The sequence below is a fragment of the Hydrogenimonas sp. genome (assembly GCF_029932565.1).
Classification (GTDB): Bacteria; Campylobacterota; Campylobacteria; order Campylobacterales; family Hydrogenimonadaceae; genus Hydrogenimonas.
Genome location: NZ_JAOZPV010000029.1, coordinates 1 through 18,958, shown reverse-complemented (window position 1 = coordinate 18,958; position 18,958 = coordinate 1). Strand labels below are relative to the sequence as shown.

The following is an 18,958-nucleotide window of genomic DNA, read 5'->3' as shown; positions in this document are numbered from 1 at the left end:
AACGGTGCGGCGCAGATGGCTCCGACGATCTTCTCTTTTGCCTGCATCTCCTTCAAAAGCTGCTGCACCGTCGGATTCTCCGCCAGGGCGTAGGTGCCGTCCCAACCACCGGGCAGAACGATCATATCGAGATCATCAGCAATGACATATTTGATATCGGTGTCCGCTTTGAGAGTAATACCGTTGGCACCGGTGACCAGCTCCTCATTCACACCGGCAACGACCACGTCGATACCTCCGCGTCGCATGACATCGATCAGGCTGACAGCCTCGATCTCTTCGAAACCTTTCGCCAGCGGAACACATACTCTTGCCATCTCAAACCTCCTTGTTATTCGTAAATCGGTTGCCGATTATTTCACCTTATCCAGGTATTTGCCTTCGACCGTATCGACACGGATCTTGTCACCTTCCAGAATATGGTAGGGAACCTGGACAACTGCACCCGTCTTGAGAGTCGCCGGTTTGCGGCTGCCGCTCGATGTATCACCCTTGAAGTTCGGCGGTGTTTCGACCACTTCGAGCTCGACGACCTGCGGCAGTTCGACCGTAATCGGCTTGCCATTGTGAAAGAGAATATCGACAGTAAACCCTTCATCCATGAATTTGATGACATCGTCGCCTACCTGTTCGTGAGTCAGACCTATCTGCTCGTAGGTCGTCGTATCCATGAACTGCAGCATTTCGCCGTCATCGTAAAGATACTGCATCGTTTTCTGTTCCAGATTCGGCGTTTCGAACTTGTCACCGGCATGTACCGTTTTTTCGATGACACGGCCTGTCGAAAGGGATTTGATCTTGATACGGACAAAGGCTGCACCCTTGCCCGGTTTGACGTGCTGATACTCGGTCACGCGGTAAGGCTGCCCATCGATTTCGATGCGGATGCCTTTTTTCAGGTCTCCCATACCAATAGTTGCCATATATATCCTTTTTTCCATTGTTTGTTTTGATGTGTGATGATGAGCAAGTTCGGAAGACTTGCAATCATAGCCGGGCGGTTGGCTTTTTCTTGACGCTGCATCAAATCGGTTACGGACCTTTTGGATGCATAAACGCATACCAAAAGCTCGTAAAATGCTCAAAAAGCCAACTGCTTGGCTTTTTGAGCATTTTACCTAAAAAAACTTGGAGAAGAGGTAAAAAAGAAGTGAGAGAATGATCGAAAGAAGAATGGATGTCGCGATCGGAAAGTAGAATGTGAAATTCTCTCTCCGTATCACGATGTCGCCCGGCAGTTTGCCTATGAAGGTGACAAACAGTCCGAACAGGATCAGGACAATACCCAATCCTATCAGAACGCGCCCGATATCAGGCATCGGACTCCTCGGGCTTGAAATCCATCGCTTTGGCGCGGTACATGAGTACCGGGATGAAGATCAGCGAAACGATGACCGCCGCCACGGTACCGGAGATCAGTGCGACACCGAGGCCACCGAAGATCGGGTCGCTCGCCAGCAGTGCCGAACCGAGGATGATCGCGATGGCCGTCAACATGATCGGCTTGGCCCGCGTGGCGCTCGCCACGGCGATCGCGTGCTGTTTGTCGAACCCTTTTTCCACCATCAGAGCCTTCGCGAAGTCGATGAGCAGCAGCGAGTTACGCGAGCTGATACCCATCAGGGCGATGAAGCCGATCAGGGATGTCGCCGTCAGGAAGAAGGTATGCTCCGTCACGAGATCGGCGACCCAGTGCCCGACGATGACCCCGATGATCGAAAGGAAGCTTCCCGCCAGGACGATACCGCTGATCGTGAAGTTTTTGTAGTAGACCACGAGCAGCAGGAAGATCAGAATGAGCGCCGCGATGAACGCCGCACCGAGATCCCGGAACGTATCGAGTGTCACCTTCATCTCTCCGTCCCACTTGAGGTCGAAGACCTCGCCCGTTTTCTTGTCGGTCAGACGCAGGTTGAAGAGATAGTCCGTCGTCTCGATCTTGTACTGTTTCGCCAGCTCGTTCATGATTTTTTCGCGGGCATCGAGCAGCGGATAGACCTGTGAAACAAGGTCGGTCTCTGCCGTGACATTGATCATGCGGCGAAGCTCTTTTTGCATCAGGGTCGGAGACGCCGGAACTTCACGGATATCGACGATCTCGTTGACCGGAACCAGCATCCCTTTCTGGTTCATCAGTTTCAGCGATGCCAGTTTGGTTTCGAGCGCCTTGCGGCTGTGGTCCCTCAGCCGGCGCGTTTTATCGCTCAACCGGACGAAAAGGCCGATCTGATCGGGATAGTTTTTACTGTTTTTGTGTGCGACGACCATCCCCTCGAATGCCAGATAGAGGATATTGTTGACCTGTTCGACGCTGAGACCGGAACGGCTGATCTTGTCGGAATTTGGAATCAGTTCGAATTTCATGTAGGGATCGTCCGCCATGATGTTGATATCGACCAGACCGTCGGTTTTCTTGAAGATCGCCGCGATTTTCTGACTCAGTTTATAGAGATTCTCGTAATTTCGGCCATAGATCTCCGCCACGACCGACGCCAATGTCGGAGGGCCCGCCGGCTGTTCGATCATCTCGATCACCGTACCCGGAACGATCGCTTCGCAGTTTGTTTTGATCGTCGGACGCAGGCGGTGAACCATCATGAAGGAAGGCTCTTCACGCTCGTGTTTGTCCGTCAGATTGACGACGATCTCCGCTTCGTTTTCACTGTTTTTGAAAGCGGAGCCTTTGACGAGGCCCGCATAGTCGAGGGGAGCGCCCTGTCCCAGATAGACCTCGGTATCGGTGACCTCGTTCTCTTTTTGAAGATAACCCACGACACACTGGGCAACCTGACGGGTCTGCTCGACCGAACTGGCCGTCGGGGTATGGATGTAGATGCTGTAGGTATTGGCGCTTTTGCCCGGCAGCATTTTCGCCAGAACGATCTTCGTGGGAAGCATCATGACCGATGCCGCCAATGCGACCAGTGTCAGCAGAATGACGAGCCACTGCTTGCTGCTGGAACCCAGTATGCCGAATATGAACTGTTCAAATTTCTTCATCACTGGGTACCTCCCTCTTCTTTCGCTTGATCTTTCTGCCAATGGTGCTGGTGATGGTGCATCTTGATCTTCTTCAGCAATCGGCGGCCCAGATAGGGAGTGAAGATGTAGGCGACAATAAGCGACGCCACCAACGCGACCGGCACGTTTGCGGGAATCGGCTTCATGAACTGCCCCATCATGCCGCCGACGAACGCCATCGGTACCATCGTCAAAATAATAGCCAGCGTTGCGATATTGGTCGGCGCGCCGATTTCGTCGGTCGCTTCCACCATGATCTCGTCCAGGCTCTTGTCGACGGCGTCATGCGAATGCAGATGCCGGTGGATATTCTCGATGACGATAATCGCCGCATCCACCAGTAGGCCGAGCGAGAGAAGGAACGCGAAGAGCGTGATACGGTTGATCGTCTGGCCCGAGAGGTAGGCGATAAAGAGCGTAATCGCGAGAATCGCCGGTACCGTGAAGGTAACGATGAGCGACTCTTTCCATCCGAGGAAGAAGACCAGCATGATCGAGATGATGACGATCGTGATCAGGATGTGATCGACCAGTTCGTTGACCGCATCGTTGGCCCGCTTTCCGTAGTCGCGGGTAATCGAATAACTGATGCCCATCTTTTCTAGCTTGGGTCGGAACTGTTCCATTTTCTCTTTGACTTCGTTGGCGATAACGACGGCATTGGCGCCAGCCAGTTTTCCAAGTGTCAGAGTCACGGCATCTTCAAGCGGTGAGAATCTTTTCTCTTTGCGATGTGTGATCTCGACACTTTTGAAATTCTGAATATCGGTACCGTCAGTGATTGTTGCAATGTTCTTCAGATAGATGGGTGAGCCCATATATTGGGCGACGATCAGATTTTCGACATCCCGAATGCTTTCGATCGCATTTTTCACACCGAATATGACGAGTTTGTTCTCCTGTGTCCGTCCTTTGACATCCGGAACGTCGACAGCCAACGCTTTGAGTGCCTGTACGATCTGTCCCATTGACAGATGGTATCCGGAGAGTTTGCCCAGATCGACCTCGATATTGTACTGCTCTTTCTTTCCGCCTTTGATCTCTGTTTTCGACACATCTTCAATGCGGTTGAGTTCCTGCTGGATTTCGCGAACCACTTTGAAGAGTTCGATGTCGGCAATGTTGCTGCCATCTTTCTTGTAAAACGTGATACCCATGATGGGAATATCTATATCGACATCGAAGGGTTTAATAAGCGGCTGCATGGCACCCTTTGGAAACTCGTCCATATGCTGGAAGACTTTGTCATAGAGATTCTGATTGGCAGCCTGCCTGTCTTCTCCAATGTAGTACATAACATTGACGACACCGACATTGTCCATTGCGATACCATAAATGTGCTCGATACCTTTGATCTCCCGCAGCTTTCTCTCGAGCGGATTGACGATAATGTTTTCGATTTCACGCGGAGATGCACCGGGCATCGGGACGATGATGGTTCCTCCGGAGACGGATATCTGCGGATCCTCTTCCCTTGGCATGATTTCGAGAGAAATGTATCCAATGATCAGAAGAAATGCTCCCAGAATCGGCGTCAAAGGGTTATGCAGGAAGCCTTTGGCCAATTTTCCGGCAATATCCCTAACCTTGTAGGTTGATTGTTTCATGCCCGGACCTTTTTATTTAATCGTAACCTGGGCATACATTCCAGGATAAACCGGCTTGCCCTTGTAGTCGAACGAGACTTTTATTCTGAACTGATGGGTCATCGGATTGGAACTTGGAATAATCGCGTAAACTTTACCCTCCTCCTTCAAGCCGATCGAGGGAATTTCAACCGTCACTTTCTGTCCTACTTTGACATCTTTCAGATCGCTTTCTGAAATTTCGGTCATAATCTTCAGCCGGCCCAAATCGGTCAGAATAATAGCCGGCATACCGGGGATCGCCATCTCCCCGTCATTGATACGCTTCTCGACGACAACCGCATTGTTCGGAGCACGAACGGCAAGATACTTGTACTGGTTTTTCACTTCGGCCAGTTTCGCTCGTGCCTGGGCCACCTGCTTCTTCGCGATTTCGATCATCGCTTTCGTATTTTCTGCAGCAAGCTGAAGATTCTCCAACTCATATTTGCTGACCATCCCTTTTTTGAAGAGACGCTCGTGACGTGCCAAATTGGTCAGGATATTGTTGTATTGGTTCTGATTCATCTGCAGTGCCAGCTCCGCCTGTGAAATCGCCAGCTCAACCTGCGATTTGGCACTGTCGATCTCTTTGGAGTCGATCGTATAGAGCAGTTGACCCTTCTTGACGCGCTCCCCCTCTACGACATAGACTTTTTTTACGAAGCCCATATAGCGGCTTGTCATCATCTTCTGATTATCCGAGACGACACTTCCCGTCAAAATCAGCTCCGCCGCGCTCACCCCCGCTGCAAGCATTGCAATCAGTAGAACAATCTTTCTCATAGGATTCCTTTATTGATAATATTTTCGAGTTCAAAGACTTTGTTGTTTCGTTCAAAACGCGTTTTCACAAGGGCCAGAACAGCCTGAATCTCTTCACTGTTTTTGATGAGCACATCATTGATCGACATCAAACCCTCTTTGTACCGGTTGTAGTAGTTTTCATAGACACGCTGGGTAAATTTTACCTTTTCCCGCAGCGACTGGATATCGTAATCTTTGCTTCTGATAGATGTGATCGTTTTGTCAATCTGAAGCCCGATTCCCTTTTTCGCAAGATCGACCTGATGCTGCATCTTCATATTTTGAATTTTCGCTTTTTCATATTTTGCATAGTCGACCAAGCCGTTAAAAATGTTCCATTTGAGCTGCACGCCGAACGTATAGGCATCTTTATCGGTGAAATCGTTCAAAAAGGTGTTGTCGGCACTGCCATATTCGGCAAATGCACCGATCTGAGGCAAAAAGTTCGCTTTTTCGACACGCACTGCCAGATCGGTCACTTCCAATCCTTTATGCGCTTTTTGAATATCGATGTTTCGGCTGAGCATCTCATCTTTTTTCATCCGAGGCATCGGAACATCGTTGTCGAGAACGACAATCGAAACAACTTTGTCGTCAACGAGGAAGGAGAGATATTGATAAGCCAGTTCGCGATTGAGCTTCGCCTGGTTGATCATTCGAAGGACATCGGCCTTTTTCGTCTGCACCTGCAACAGGTCGATATCGAGCGCATATCCTTCGTCAACCATGTTCGCGACGGTCTCCTCGAGCTCTTCGACATTTTTCAGAATCTGATTCAGATTTTTGATGAAATTTTCGACCAGCGAGATATTGTAATAGGTTTTCCGTGTTTCGAAAAGTTTCTGATTCAACACCTTCTGCCGGTCGAGTTTGCTGATGGTGGTCATCTTGTCGGTAATCTCACCATATGCCTGCAGCTTGCCACCGACGTAGATGGGAACCTGATACTGGATTTTTTCCTGGAAATGGTTTCTCGCATCGGGATAATTTAAATCATCCGGTTCGGTATCCAATAGACGGTTTTGCATTGCAGGATCAGACATTATGGAAGTAAAAACACCAAAATCTCCTCCCGCCATATTGAGTGCCTGTCCTACACCGCCTAAAAAATCAGAGAAACCAAAGTCCCGAAAACTCGCTTCCCGGCTCTGCAGTTTGAATCCGAACACGTTGCCCGCATCGTTGGATCGCAAAGCGTTGAACACGAGATTGAGCTGGCCATAGTTGTATCCTACGGCCGCTTTGTGTTCCTGCTCTTTCATCAATACATCGTGTTCGGCAACTTTCACTTCGATATTGTTCTGCTTGACCAACTCGAGCGCCTGCTCGAGCGTGAGGTTCTGCTGAACAGCGAAAAGGGGCAATGCCATCACCATTGCCAACAACGTTTTCTTCATTCCGGCTCCTTTGACGAAGAAAGTCTACAATTTTACAACAATTTTGTAGTTATTGTACTGAATAAAATTTAAAATTATATTATTTATAATTATAGCTTATCAAGGCTTTCGCCCTGATAAGTAAGACAGAGGTTATAGAATGACGTATTTAACGTAAACGGAGGCTTCAAGAGCGTCCAGCTCTTCGAGGACATCTTCACTCACATCATTGTCTACGATAATGACAGCGAGAGCCATGCCCTTGTTGTCACGGCCGAGTCGGAAATCGGCGATATTGACATGATGTTTTGCCAATATCTGTCCAACATCTCCGATGACACCCGGTACATCCGTGTTTTTGAAGAGTATCATCCGGCCTTTCGGTTCCACATCGAGCGCGAAGTTATTGATCTCCACAATACGCTGGACATTGTCGTTGAAAATGGTACCGGCGATTTCGACGACGCCATTTTCGGTTGTCAGACGGAGAGAGATTTTGTTTTTGAAGGCACCCTTGGCAGGCAGCGCTTTTTTCTGGATATCGATACCTCTCTCTTTTGCGACAAAATCGGCATTGACATAGTTGATCCCCTCCCCCAGTGCCTCTTTCAATGCACCGACAGAGGCGAACGTCGCCAGTGATTCGATATACTCGCCGATTTCACCCTCGCCCGTGATTTTGAGCGATTTGATCGCACCCTTGTTCGCCTGTGCCGCGAGAAAACCGATTTTCTGCATCAACTCCAGATAGGCTTTGGCATACTCCGGAATTTCATTCTCGCGAATAGGGAGATTCAATGCATTGGGATAACTGATGCCGCGTGCCGCATCGAGTGCCTGCTGAGCCGCCTGTGTGGCAATTTTATACTGGGATTCGTATGTATTGGCACCGAGGTGCGGCGTCACCGTCACGTTGTCCAGATCGAGAAGCGGATGATCCGTTGCCGGTTCCTTGACGAAGACATCGATACCCGCAAATCGGATCTTGCCGTTTTTCAATCCTTCGAACAGTGCTTCTTCGTCATAGAGACCTCCACGCGCACAGTTGATCAGAACCACACCCTCTTTCATTTTTTCGATCTCTTTATGACCGATCATACCGACTGTTTCCTGCGTTTTGGGTGTATGGATCGTAATGATGTCACAGGCAAGAATATCGTCAAAATTGGTCGTGTATTCGACACCGAGATCGGTTGCTTTGGACGGTTCGATATAGGGATCGTAGGTAATGACGTCCATTTCGAACGCTTTGGCACGCACTCCCACGCGGCTTCCGATATTTCCAAAACCGATGATACCGAGCTTTTTGTCTTTGAGTTCATAACCATACCACTTTTCACGTTTCCAGACACGATCGAGTTTGAGATGATTATGGGCATAGGGGAATGACCGCATGCAGCCAAGCATATGTGCCATCGTCAACTCGACAGCGGCGATCGTATTGGCTGTCGGAACGTTCATGACAATGATTCCCCGTTTGCTGCAACCGTCGATATCGACATTGTCCACTCCGACACCGGCTCGGACCAGTGCTTTGAGATTCGTCGCGGCATTCAGAAAGGCTTCATTGATCTCCGTTGAACTTCGCGTGATGACGACATCGGCTTTTCCCACCACTTCAAGCAATTCATCTTTTGGCAAGTCTGCTACATTGATATATTCAATATCTGGCTGGGATTCAAGCATTTTCAGACCGCTTTCATGTATATGATCGCATACCATTACCACATGCTTTTGCATCCTAATCCTTTATATAGTTTTCTATTTCGATGTTGATATCGTATTCCCGTACAAGATCGACGATTCGATCCATATCCCTCTTCTCCAGATCATGAATCATCAAAACACCATTCTCCTTTTTTCTGAACATGGCATATTCGATACCATTTTGTTCCAAAAGCTGCCTGATACAGAACATCTTGTAGTTGTCGAGATGATCCAGTATCAGACGAAAGGCTCTCTTGGGTTCAGTCTTTTTCTTTAAAGGGAGATCGATCTCCATTTCACTGACAGCGTAGGTATAGGAAGGTCGTTTTTTGGCTGCCAAATCTTCAAGCCATTTTCTGCCTTTCTCTATACGCTTTTCCCGCTGTTCAAAAGGCTGCTTTTCAAGAGGATTGGCATAGATCCGCTCTTCATTCTGATTGGCATAACGATAGAGCAAAAGAAGCAGTATAAAAACCGCCACCGTTGAAAGGATCCCAAACAGGATAATCAACAGGCGGTTCATCACAAAGGCTTACAGCTGATCTTTAATAATGTCTCCGATCGTCAGACGATCTTCGCTGTTGTTGAATTCATTCAATGCGTCACGCTCTTTCTGTCGTTCGAGACGCCGAACAGAGAGACGGATTTTGTTGGATGCGGGATCAAGCAAGACGATAACACCCTCGATTTCATCACCCTTGTTGAGTTCTTCCATATTGAGCGGTGCCACATCCTCTTTTCGGATAAGCGCATCAACGCCATCTTCAAGTTCAACGAAGACCCCGAAATCTTTCACATCGCGAATATTTCCTTTGACGATATCGCCGACTTTGTGTTCGTTGGCGAACCGATCGATCGGGCTCTCTTCGAGTGCTTTTTTGCTGAGGCTGATACGCTCCTGTTCCGGATCGATCTTGATGATCTTGACTTCGATTTCGTCACCCTTCTTCAGGAGATCTTTCGCTTTGGCACCTTTTTCCCAGGAGACATCCTGATTGTGCAAGAGGCCTTCCACTTTGCCGATACGGACAAACGCACCGAAATCGGTCAGTGTCGTCACAGTACCTTTGACAACCTCGCCCTCTTTGTGTTGTTGAAGGAACTCTTCAAAGGGTTTGGGCTGAAGATTTTTGTAGGAGACACGCAGGCGACGCGTCTCGGGATTGATCTCGATCACTTCGACATCGATTTCGTCACCCACATTCAGATAATCTTTCGGATTTTTGATATCTTTGTCCCAGGAGACTTCGGAAACATGCAGGAATCCTTCGATATCATTGCCAAGATCGACAAATGCACCGTACGGTTCGATGTTGCTGACAGTGACTTTGATGGCATCACCCTCTTCGAGCTGATCGACGATCTCTTCCCACGGATCCGGCATGGTCTGCTTGATGGATAGAGAGAGATGGCGTTTTTTTGGATCGTATCCGATTGCCTTGACTTCGACCTTGTTCCCCTCTTCATAGAGTGTTGCAGGATTCACGGGCCCTTTGTAGCTGATTTCGCTGTAGTGGACAAGCCCTTCGATACCGCCGACATCGACGAACATCCCGTAACTCGTGATCTTTTTGATTTCACCTTCGACCACTTTGCCCTCTTCCATCAGTTTGTCGACGATCTCTTTGCGCTCTTTGCGAAGCTGATCGAGAAACTTCCTTCGGGAAATGACGATCGAATCACGATCTTTATCGAGTTTCAGAATAACCGCTTTGATCTCTTTGCCGATTGGATTTTTGCCCATAGCAAATGCCGCCTGGCTCATCGGCATGAAAAACTCGATGTTGTCTTTCCCGATAACGAAATAGCCGCCACGGTTTTTCCGGACCACTTTGCCTTCGACAACCATGTTTTCGGCATCGTTTTCGTGCTCTTCGATAAATTTGCGTACATTGGCTTTGCGAATCGCCTTCTGATAGGACGCCTGCGGACGCTCGTTGCGATAGCCGGTAATAACAACCGGGATGGTGTCACCGACATTGAATTTGAGGTTCCCCTCTGCATCTTTCAGTTCATCCAGATTGACAGCGGCTTCCTGCTTGCGGCCGACATCTACAAGTGCCTGATTGTCACCTTCACGAATCTCTACAATTACTCCGTCTGTTATGCTTCCGCCCTGCTCCTTTTTTTCATACGCGTCCAGCATCGACGCGAAGTCTTCCTCCATGTTCTCAAATTCTTCCATTGAGGCCTTGTCCATACCTGATTCCTTTTCCGATTTTAAAGTCCGTTATTATACTTTAAATTCTCTTATTTTTCCAATAATCTCTTCAATGATCCACTCCGGTGTCGAAGCACCTGCTGTAATGCCACACCGTTTCTTTCCTTCGAACCACTCTTTTTTCAGTTCATCTTTCGATTCGATATGGTACGAATCGGGACAGAACTGTTTGCAAATCGTATAGAGCTGCTTGGTATTCGAGGACTGTTTTCCTCCAATGACGATCATGACATCCGCCTTTTGTGCCAGTTCGCGGGCAGCATCCTGATTTTCAAAGGTCGCATTGCAGATGGTATTGAAAACCCGTACCTCTTTATGACGGGGAATCAGGTAGTTGATGATTCGATTGTACTCTTCGATTTTGCGTGTGGTCTGAGCGACAACGGCAACACGCTCTTTCAAGTGAATTTTCTCAAGATCTTCCAGACTAAGAACCGCATAAACGGATCCGGTTGCATAGCTCATTACCCCTTTGATTTCAGGGTGATTGACATCGCCGAAAATAACGATATCATACCCTTCTGCGCTCATCTCTTCGACAATCTGCTGCGGCTTCGTCACAAAGGGGCAGGTGGCATCGATGACCTCTCCACCTTTCTCCCTCAGACGTTTCAGATCGTTTTTCGGAATGCCGTGGGTCCGTATAACGGTAGCCTGTCCATCTTTGACATCCTCCAATGTAGTTGCCAGAGAGACGTTGAAATCTTTTTTCAGCCGTTCGATCTCCATATTGTTATGGATCAAAGGGCCAAGCGTCGAACTTCCGGGATGCTCTTCGGCTATCTTGATGGCCCGTTTGACTCCAAAGCAGAAGCCATAACTCTGTGCAATCTCTATTTCCATGTACGAATCTCCGTAATCTCACCCAACAATTCGAGAAAATTGGGAAACGAGGTTTCAATGCATTCGATATCTTTGACTTGTATACCAGACAACAAGCCTGCAATAGCGAAACTCATCGCAATGCGGTGGTCGCCACAGCTGTCGATTTCCGCCGAACGCAGCTCTCCCCCCTCAATCCGATACCCGTCTTCGAACTCTTCGCACACGATGCCGCACTGTTTCAATCCATCAACGACACAGCTGATACGATCCGACTCTTTCACTCTCAACTCTTTTGCGTTCTTCACGACACTTTCTCCGTCCGCCACCGCCATCGCGATCGAAAGCGCCGGCAGCTCGTCGATCAGCCATGAAATGCGTTCACCGACTTCCACCGCTTTAAGGCGACCGTGATAACTCACGGTGATATCACCGATCGGTTCGTACCGGTTCTCTTTTTCATCGAGTTTCACTTTCGCACCCATCTTTTCGAGAATTTTGTACGCTTCAATCCGGGTCGGGTTGAGCGTCACGTTTTTGATGGTCACACGGCTGCCTGGAACAATCGCAGCGGCCACGGCAAAGAAAAATCCGCTTGACGGATCCGCCGGCACCGTGATATCGAGCGGTTCCAACGGCCCGCGCATCGGTTCGATCGTAATGACATCCCAGCTCTCGATATTCGCCCCCATGCCCCGCAGCATACGCTCCGTATGGTCACGGCTCAGCTCCGGTTCCCGATAGGTCGACACATCATCGGCACGCAGTGCGGCAAGAATCATGGCACTTTTCACCTGCGCCGATGCAATCGCACTCTCGTAGTTGAACGACTTCAGCTCATCTCCACGTATACACAAAGGAGCGAGATTGCCATGCTCGCGTCCATCGATTTTCGCACCGATCTGTGTCAGCGGAGTGGTAACGCGTTTCATCGGTCGGCGACGCAGATACTGATCCCCCGTCAATACGTAATGACCCGGCAGTGAACTCAGAAAACCGCAAAACAGACGCATGGCCGTACCCGAGTTCCCACAATCGAGTATATCATCGGGCTCCTGCATTTCGGAGGGAGGCGTAATGGTCATCGTATAGCCGTCATCTTCGACGTCCGCTCCGAGCTGTTTGACGATCTGAAGCGTATTCAGTGTATCCTCGGCCCGCAGATAGTTGCGAATTCGGCTCGGTTTGTCGCTCAAAAGCGAAAACATTGCACATCGGTGTGAAATCGATTTGTCACTCGCAATGTTTTCACACAGAAAATCGAATGCATCGGTTCTTTTGACTTCCAACCATCTCATCGCAGTTTCGCCTGGCACGTTTCCTGAAGAAGTTTCAACACCTCTTCCATGATCGCATTGATTTCATTCTCTTCCAGCGTCTTCTCCATCGAGGAGATCAGGAACCTGAGTGTCAAACTCATATTCTCCCCAAGCGATTCATCCACATAGCGGTCGATCGGATAGAAACGCTGCACTTCCTCCGGCAGTTTTCCTTCCAATGCATGACGGATTTGCGAATAGCGCATGCTCTGCGGCACGACAATACTCAAGTCGCGCTGGACAGGCGTAAAGGCGCTGATCGGCTTCGCATTGACATGTCGTTCATGCAGTTTCATCACTTCGATTTCGGCAAAAAACGTTTCGGGCAGATCGAATGCCTGTGCCACGGTCGGATGGAGTTTGCTGACAAGACCGACATACTCCCCTTCCACCCACATTTCAGCCGACTGGTAGGGATGCATCAGCCCGTTTTTCGCGTCACTCTGCCTCAGTTCAAACGATCCGATGACCGCGGCCAGTTTGTCGACGAATGTCGGAAAGTCGATCGGTTCGGGTTTGCCTGCATTGGCAACCGCCTCCATCTCCTTCTCGCCTGTATAGGTAAAGAGCAGATGGAATGACTCATCGCGCTCGGCATCAAAGACCCGTCCCACCTCAAAAAGCGGAATACGCCGCTTGGACATCGCGACATTGCGCTGTATCGAATCGAGCATCGTAATCATCAGACTCGGGCGAAGTCCGTCCATCTCTTTCGTGATCGGATTGAGCAGGGCTTTCTCCTCTTTGACAGGTTCAAATCCGAGCTCTTTGACCCGCTTGTTATCACAGAAGATATAGTGAATCGTCTCGAAAAAGCCGTTGGCCACCGCTTTGAGACGAAGATCACGAATAAACCGGTAATGCTGGAGATCGTAAGTCACCCGATTCTCTTCCTGAAAATAGAGCGGTCTGGAGACGATATTGTCGATTCCGACAATTCTGACAATCTCTTCGATCACATCCTGCTTGTTGACAATGTCGTGTCGAAAACCGGGAACATCGAAAATAACCCTGCCATCTTCGGTGCGGTGAATTGTAAACCCGAGTTTTCCCAAAATATTGACCACAACAGAGATTTCGATCGACTGCCCTACCAGTTCTTCGATCTCCTGCATCGAAATGTCGAGTGTCATCGGCTCTTTTTCGGTAATGAACTCACTGCATCCGGCATAGATTTCGATTCTGCTGAAGCGGCACATCAGATCCAGAAGAACCCGGACACCAAAATCGAGATCCGGTTCGCTTCCACGTGAGGTCCGATAGTAGAGCGGGTCTGTTTTCAGTTTCTCCTGTTTGACAACCGGTGCGATACGCTCCGGCGCGATATAACTTGCTTCAAGAAACAGAATACTCTCATTCTCTTCGGATTTGAAAGAAGGATCCTGATGAATGCCGACAACAGAGACGACCTTTCCGTCGACCTCTACGGCACCCAGGCCGTTCTTCAGCTCTGAAAGTACCAGTTTCGCCTTCTCTTTTCCATGGGAAAGTTTTGAAAAACTGTACTCCCGCAGAATAACACCGCTTGTATGGATAGCATAATCGAGATATGCGTCAACCGTACTCTCGATTTCAATATCGACAAGCGCCAAACGGAGTTTCATAAGAAGCGGAAGATCGAGTTTTTCGATATCGATGGCACGATAAAGCAGACTCACCGGCGGATTTCCCTGGTGGACAAACTGGAGAATCCGGCCAATGCCGAGATTTTTACTCTCATTTTCCCGAAATTCAAAGGTTTTCATCGGTCTGTCGAAACCGACTGACAGCTCCCTGGCGACCCCATGAATACTCAGACAGTCACCACGATTTGCCGTCAGCTCTATTTCGACAACATCGTCATTGAGCAGAGAATAGTCCCGTAACTCTTTGCCGATTTCGAGCTTTCCGATCGTCTCATCGAGTGACAATATGCCATCGCCCAGTTTCGGCAGCCCAAGCTCTTCACTGGAGCAGACCATCCCGTCGCTTTCGACACCCCGAAGTTTTGCATGTTTGATCTTCATTCCGTTCGGCATGACGGCACCAACCATGGCTACCGGCACATAGAGGCCCTCACGGATATTTTTCGCTCCGCAGACAATCTGTCTCGTTGCAGTACCGAGATTAATCTGACAAACACTCAATTTGTCGGCATCCGGATGCTTTTCGCACGATTCGACATATCCGACAACGATCTTTTCTGGCACTCTATGCCGTATCAGCGAATCGACTTCAAGACCGATCGCATTGAGTTTTTTGCATATATCGTCCGTCGATATCCCCTCGAGATCGACCCACTCTTCCAACCAACTGCGTGTAACTATCATTGAAACTGCTCCAGCAAACGAAGATCACCCTCGAAAAGAGAGCGCAAATCGGGAATCTGATGCATCAGCATCGCGAATCGCTCAACCCCAAGTCCAAATGCATACCCGCTTACATTCTCGTAGCCCACCGCTTTAAAGACATTGGGATCGACCATACCGCAACCCAGCACCTCCAGCCATCCTGTCTGCGAACAGACCCGGCATCCTTTCCCTTCACAGAAAATACAGCTGATATCGACCTCTGCGGAGGGTTCCGTAAACGGAAAGAAACTGGGACGGAACCGGACATCGACTTCGCCGAACATCGTATGGAGAAAATCTTCGAGAATCCATTTGAGATTGGCGAATGACACCTTTCCCGTTTCATCCACCATCAAACCCTCTACCTGGTGAAATTGGGGCGTATGGGTCAAGTCGAAATCTCTGCGGAACACGGCACCCGGACATATCATCCGGATCGGCGGTTTTTCACGCATCATCGTGCGAATCTGCACCGGTGATGTATGGGTGCGGAGCAGTTTGCCATCTTTGAAATAGAAAGTGTCCTGCATATCCCGTGCGGGATGGTAATCGGGCAGATTGAGCGCTTCGAAATTATGAAATTCATCTTCGACCAGCGGACCCGCTTCGACGGAAAAATTGAGTGATGAAAAATAGTCGATAATTTTATCCAGAGTCTGCATGACCGGATGCAGCGCACCGCTTTGGGGTCTTGGAGTATAGAGAGACACATCGATCGCCTCTTCCTTCAGCTGTTCTTCCAGGGCATCGGCTTCGAGCAGGCTCTTTTTTTCATCGAATGCCCGGGTAAGTGACTGTTTCAGAAGATTGAGCTCTTTTGCCACTGTCGGTTTCTCTTCCGGGGGCACATTTTTCATATTGGCGAATGCCTGTGCCAATTCACCTTTTTTTCCGAAAATCGCGATACGTATCGATTCGAGTTCTTCGAGTGAATCAGCCGCTTTGATTTTATCGATCCAATGCTCCACACATAGTCCTTGTATAGCGAAGATAGAAATTTGGGCCGATTGTATAATAATCTTCATTACACTCTGCTGACATTAAAACTAGTCTCAAAAACCCCTCTGGACGGGAATGGCACGGAAAAGGTGCAATGACGAGGCAAAAAAGGTTGAACACAGGCTACGTTCAAGCTTTGGGATGTTGTCAGCATATCTTTTCCATGCCTGCCGTCGGGCAGAATGCTTTCGCCCCGTAGCCGCTTGTGGAATCATCTCCATTACCGCCTATAGGGATCTTTGGTATAATGAAACAAACAAATAAAGGAGAAATTTTATGTGTATTTTCTGCAAAATCGTCACAGGAGAGATCCCCGCCAACAAGGTATTGGAAGACGATGAGTTTATTGCATTTCACGATATCAACCCGATTGCACCGGTCCATATTCTGATCATTCCGAAAAAACATATCGAAAATTTCCAATCGGTTTCACCCGACATGATGGCAAAAATGACACCATTTATCCAAAAAGTCGCATCCGAACTCTGTCTCGATAAAACCGGGTATCGTCTCGTTGCGAACAATGGAAAAGATGGAGGGCAGGAAGTACCGCATCTCCATTTTCATCTGCTCGGCGGGGCACGACTCAAATGGACCCATCTGACACAGGACGAAACACACAAAAATCTGTAACGTCAAAAAAGGATGGTCTCTACGAAGATCATCCCACTCTTTTTTCTTTCACCCACTCTTCCAGTTTTTCAATCTGTTCTTCTGTTTTGCGGGTCGACGTGCCACCTTCCGAATTTCTCGCATTCATCGAATGACGAATCGACAAATACTCAACCACATCCGGCGAAACTCTTTTGTCAATGGCATGGAGTTCTTCAGCCGTAAGTTCACTTAAATCCACACCTTTTTGTTCCGCAAAGGCCACAGCATGGCCTGTAATGAAATGCGCTTCCCTGAAAGGAATGTGACACTTCTCTACCAGATAGTCTGCCAGATCGGTTGCACTCAAATGGCCCACTTTACACGCCTGTTCCATGCGCTCTTTGTTGACCGTCATCGTTTTGATGACTTCATTTAGAATAGTCAGAGAAATTTCGGCCGTTTCGACACTGTCGAACGTCCCCTCTTTGTCTTCCTGCATATCCTTGTTGTATGCGAGCGGAAGACCTTTCATTACGGTCAGAAGAGCAACAAGATTGCCGTACGTCCGGCCGGTTTTTCCCCGCAGCAGTTCCGGTACATCCGGATTTTTCTTTTGCGGCATGATGGAGCTTCCTGTCGAATAGGCGTCACTGAGCGTGACGAAACCGAATTCTGAACTCGACCAGAGAATCAGCTCTTCGGCAAGCCGTGATATATGCATCATCATCGTCGCGACATTGAACAGCATTTCAAGGGCGAAATCACGATCACTGACCGTATCGAGACAGTTGAGTGTCGGAGCATAAAAGCCGAGCTCTTTTGCAGTCATGTTTCGATCAATAGGATGGGGGGTCCCCGCCAATGCAGCACACCCTATCGGAGATACATTGTTTCGTTCAAAACTGCTCTCAAATCGTTCGTAGTCGCGTTTGAGCATCGACGCATATGCCATCATGTGATAGCCAAAATTGATTGGCTGTGCATGCTGAAGATGCGTCATACCAGGCAACATTGTTTCTGTATGTTTTTTGGAGAGATCGATGAAAGTCTCTACCAAGTTCAAAATGCGTTCGCGAATGATCTCGTTGTGAGCCTGGACATAAAGTCTGAAATCGAGGGCCACCTGATCGTTGCGACTTCGCGCCGTATGGAGTTTCTTCCCGGCATCGCCGATCAGTTGTGTCAACCGCTTTTCAATCGCCATATGGATATCTTCGTCGGAAATGTCGAACACAAACTCATCCGACTCTATCTCTTTAAGAACCTGTTGCATGCCTTTAACAATATCCTGATACTCCTGATCCGTCAAAATACCCTGGGCATTGAGCATTTTGGCATGTGCCAGAGAACCTTTGATATCGTACTCATAGAGTTTTTTGTCGAAGTTTAAAGAAGCGTTGAATTGATCCAGCAATGATGAGGCATTTTCACTGAAGCGTCCCGACCACATTTTACCCATAGCGAACTCCCTAAAGTAAGTGTGCTATTGTAGCAAAATCAGTTAAACAGATAAAAGATAATATATGGGGCGCCTCTTTATTCCTGCTAATAAGGTTTTTTGAGATGAGTTCTAGAATATTTTAGTTACATGCAGGGACATTACCTGTGTCACTTGCATATTTATGAAAAAATTGACGCATATGTTTGATATTTTTGTCAAACTTTTTTGAATTGAGCTTATTCATAGCTGCTTTATCTTTTTTGTGCACGTTTTTCAACAATTTGGCATTGTCGTCAAAAAATTCTTCCCATTCGCTTTGTGTATGCGTTTTTGCAAGTTTCCCCCCGGACTTATGGCACTTCTTACACAGTTTCATATAAGCCCGCTGCCCTTTGTAAACCGAGGCGTTCGACAATGTCAAACCGAAAACCGATATCAATATAACCATTAAAATATTTCGCATCAATTACAACCTTTTCAGATCATTACATCATTCTTTCTACATCATACAGAAGAGAATATAAAGCAACCCCTAACTATTTGATTTATAATCGACTTATATGGAAAAATTGTTAATTCAAAGGCAATGCTGGGTATTTTAAAGCATACTAAGAATTATTATGTAGCAGATATTGGTATATAAAGAAGGAGACCTCAAGCCCGGCACCGACCTACCTTCCCACACCCGAGGGGTGC

17 protein-coding genes are annotated in these 18,958 nt (G+C 48.3%); 1 reads left to right on the top strand and 16 read right to left on the bottom strand.

The features are described from left to right. From Q1K24_RS05200 to pheS, 14 genes are all read right to left on the bottom strand, one after another. Positions 1-317: DJ-1/PfpI family protein (locus Q1K24_RS05200; RefSeq protein WP_300367020.1), on the bottom strand; the 317-nt coding region annotated here is incomplete at its 3' end. 36 nt (positions 318-353) lie between these two features. Continuing rightward, positions 354-923: an elongation factor P gene (efp, locus tag Q1K24_RS05195; protein ID WP_300367017.1), complete on the bottom strand. Its 570-nt coding sequence runs from the start codon at positions 921-923 to the stop codon at positions 354-356. A 195-nt stretch (positions 924-1,118) separates the two neighbouring features. Then, a complete protein-coding gene (locus tag Q1K24_RS05190) occupies positions 1,119-1,319 on the bottom strand; it encodes a DUF2905 domain-containing protein (protein ID WP_300367014.1) in 201 nt (66 codons plus the stop codon). After that, a complete protein-coding gene (locus Q1K24_RS05185) occupies positions 1,312-3,000 on the bottom strand; it encodes an efflux RND transporter permease subunit (RefSeq protein WP_300367011.1) in 1,689 nt (562 codons plus the stop codon). The genes Q1K24_RS05190 and Q1K24_RS05185 overlap by 8 nt, the downstream gene beginning before the upstream one ends. Continuing rightward, entirely contained in the window at positions 3,000-4,628 is a 1,629-nt protein-coding gene (locus tag Q1K24_RS05180; protein WP_300367009.1) for an efflux RND transporter permease subunit, read from the bottom strand. Before Q1K24_RS05180 ends, Q1K24_RS05185 begins: the two co-directional genes overlap by 1 nt. A gap of 12 nt (positions 4,629-4,640) precedes the next feature. Continuing rightward, positions 4,641-5,432, bottom strand: a complete 792-nt coding sequence (locus Q1K24_RS05175) for an efflux RND transporter periplasmic adaptor subunit (protein WP_300367006.1) — start codon at positions 5,430-5,432, stop codon at positions 4,641-4,643. Beyond that, entirely contained in the window at positions 5,429-6,850 is a 1,422-nt protein-coding gene (locus tag Q1K24_RS05170) for a TolC family protein (protein WP_300367003.1), read from the bottom strand. Before Q1K24_RS05170 ends, Q1K24_RS05175 begins: the two co-directional genes overlap by 4 nt. A 132-nt stretch (positions 6,851-6,982) precedes the next feature. Further along, positions 6,983-8,569, bottom strand: a complete 1,587-nt coding sequence (serA, locus tag Q1K24_RS05165; RefSeq protein ID WP_300367000.1) for a phosphoglycerate dehydrogenase — start codon at positions 8,567-8,569, stop codon at positions 6,983-6,985. 1 nt (position 8,570) lies between these two features. Beyond that, on the bottom strand, positions 8,571-9,059 hold the full coding sequence (locus tag Q1K24_RS05160) for a hypothetical protein (protein ID WP_300366997.1): 489 nt from the start codon (positions 9,057-9,059) through the stop codon (positions 8,571-8,573). Positions 9,060-9,068: 9 nt separating this feature from the next. Continuing rightward, positions 9,069-10,736 (bottom strand): 30S ribosomal protein S1, encoded by a 1,668-nt coding sequence (locus Q1K24_RS05155; protein WP_300366994.1) that lies wholly within the window; start codon positions 10,734-10,736, stop codon positions 9,069-9,071. Between the two features lie 33 nt (positions 10,737-10,769). Continuing rightward, positions 10,770-11,600 carry a 4-hydroxy-3-methylbut-2-enyl diphosphate reductase gene (locus Q1K24_RS05150; protein ID WP_300366991.1) on the bottom strand — a complete coding sequence of 277 codons (831 nt, stop codon included), beginning with the start codon at positions 11,598-11,600 and terminating at the stop codon, positions 10,770-10,772. Continuing rightward, entirely contained in the window at positions 11,591-12,877 is a 1,287-nt protein-coding gene (gene aroA, locus Q1K24_RS05145) for a 3-phosphoshikimate 1-carboxyvinyltransferase (RefSeq protein WP_300366989.1), read from the bottom strand. Before aroA ends, Q1K24_RS05150 begins: the two co-directional genes overlap by 10 nt. Beyond that, positions 12,874-15,207, bottom strand: a complete 2,334-nt coding sequence (gene pheT, locus Q1K24_RS05140; RefSeq protein WP_300366986.1) for a phenylalanine--tRNA ligase subunit beta — start codon at positions 15,205-15,207, stop codon at positions 12,874-12,876. The genes aroA and pheT overlap by 4 nt, the downstream gene beginning before the upstream one ends. After that, positions 15,204-16,196, bottom strand: coding sequence for a phenylalanine--tRNA ligase subunit alpha (gene pheS / locus Q1K24_RS05135; protein ID WP_300366983.1), 993 nt, complete (start codon positions 16,194-16,196; stop codon positions 15,204-15,206). Before pheS ends, pheT begins: the two co-directional genes overlap by 4 nt. A 307-nt stretch (positions 16,197-16,503) precedes the next feature. Between pheS and Q1K24_RS05130 the strand changes: the two genes are divergently transcribed. After that, positions 16,504-16,860 carry a histidine triad nucleotide-binding protein gene (locus Q1K24_RS05130; RefSeq protein WP_300366980.1) on the top strand — a complete coding sequence of 119 codons (357 nt, stop codon included), beginning with the start codon at positions 16,504-16,506 and terminating at the stop codon, positions 16,858-16,860. 28 nt (positions 16,861-16,888) lie between these two features. Here Q1K24_RS05130 and argH read toward each other — a convergent pair whose 3' ends face one another. Both argH and Q1K24_RS05120 read right to left on the bottom strand, forming a co-directional pair. Beyond that, positions 16,889-18,280 (bottom strand): argininosuccinate lyase, encoded by a 1,392-nt coding sequence (gene argH, locus Q1K24_RS05125; protein ID WP_300366977.1) that lies wholly within the window; start codon positions 18,278-18,280, stop codon positions 16,889-16,891. Positions 18,281-18,401: 121 nt separating this feature from the next. Next, complete coding sequence (locus Q1K24_RS05120; protein WP_300366974.1) at positions 18,402-18,725, bottom strand: c-type cytochrome; 324 nt, start codon at positions 18,723-18,725, stop codon at positions 18,402-18,404. Between the last annotated feature and the right edge of the window lie 233 nt (positions 18,726-18,958).

Bases quoted from the DNA above. Each gene is read 5' to 3' on its own strand.
- efp (WP_300367017.1), bottom strand. From the start codon at position 923: ATGGCAACTATTGGTATGGGAGACCTGAAAAAAGGCATCCGCATCGAA.
- Q1K24_RS05190 (WP_300367014.1), bottom strand. From the start codon at position 1,319: ATGCCTGATATCGGGCGCGTTCTGATAGGATTGGGTATTGTCCTGATC.
- Q1K24_RS05185 (WP_300367011.1), bottom strand. From the start codon at position 3,000: ATGAAGAAATTTGAACAGTTCATATTCGGCATACTGGGTTCCAGCAGC.
- Q1K24_RS05180 (WP_300367009.1), bottom strand. From the start codon at position 4,628: ATGAAACAATCAACCTACAAGGTTAGGGATATTGCCGGAAAATTGGCC.
- Q1K24_RS05175 (WP_300367006.1), bottom strand. From the start codon at position 5,432: ATGAGAAAGATTGTTCTACTGATTGCAATGCTTGCAGCGGGGGTGAGC.
- Q1K24_RS05170 (WP_300367003.1), bottom strand. From the start codon at position 6,850: ATGAAGAAAACGTTGTTGGCAATGGTGATGGCATTGCCCCTTTTCGCT.
- serA (WP_300367000.1), bottom strand. From the start codon at position 8,569: ATGCAAAAGCATGTGGTAATGGTATGCGATCATATACATGAAAGCGGT.
- Q1K24_RS05160 (WP_300366997.1), bottom strand. From the start codon at position 9,059: ATGAACCGCCTGTTGATTATCCTGTTTGGGATCCTTTCAACGGTGGCG.
- Q1K24_RS05155 (WP_300366994.1), bottom strand. From the start codon at position 10,736: ATGGACAAGGCCTCAATGGAAGAATTTGAGAACATGGAGGAAGACTTC.
- Q1K24_RS05150 (WP_300366991.1), bottom strand. From the start codon at position 11,600: ATGGAAATAGAGATTGCACAGAGTTATGGCTTCTGCTTTGGAGTCAAA.
- aroA (WP_300366989.1), bottom strand. From the start codon at position 12,877: ATGAGATGGTTGGAAGTCAAAAGAACCGATGCATTCGATTTTCTGTGT.
- pheT (WP_300366986.1), bottom strand. From the start codon at position 15,207: ATGATAGTTACACGCAGTTGGTTGGAAGAGTGGGTCGATCTCGAGGGG.
- Q1K24_RS05130 (WP_300366980.1), top strand. From the start codon at position 16,504: ATGTGTATTTTCTGCAAAATCGTCACAGGAGAGATCCCCGCCAACAAG.
- argH (WP_300366977.1), bottom strand. From the start codon at position 18,280: ATGGGTAAAATGTGGTCGGGACGCTTCAGTGAAAATGCCTCATCATTG.
- Q1K24_RS05120 (WP_300366974.1), bottom strand. From the start codon at position 18,725: ATGCGAAATATTTTAATGGTTATATTGATATCGGTTTTCGGTTTGACA.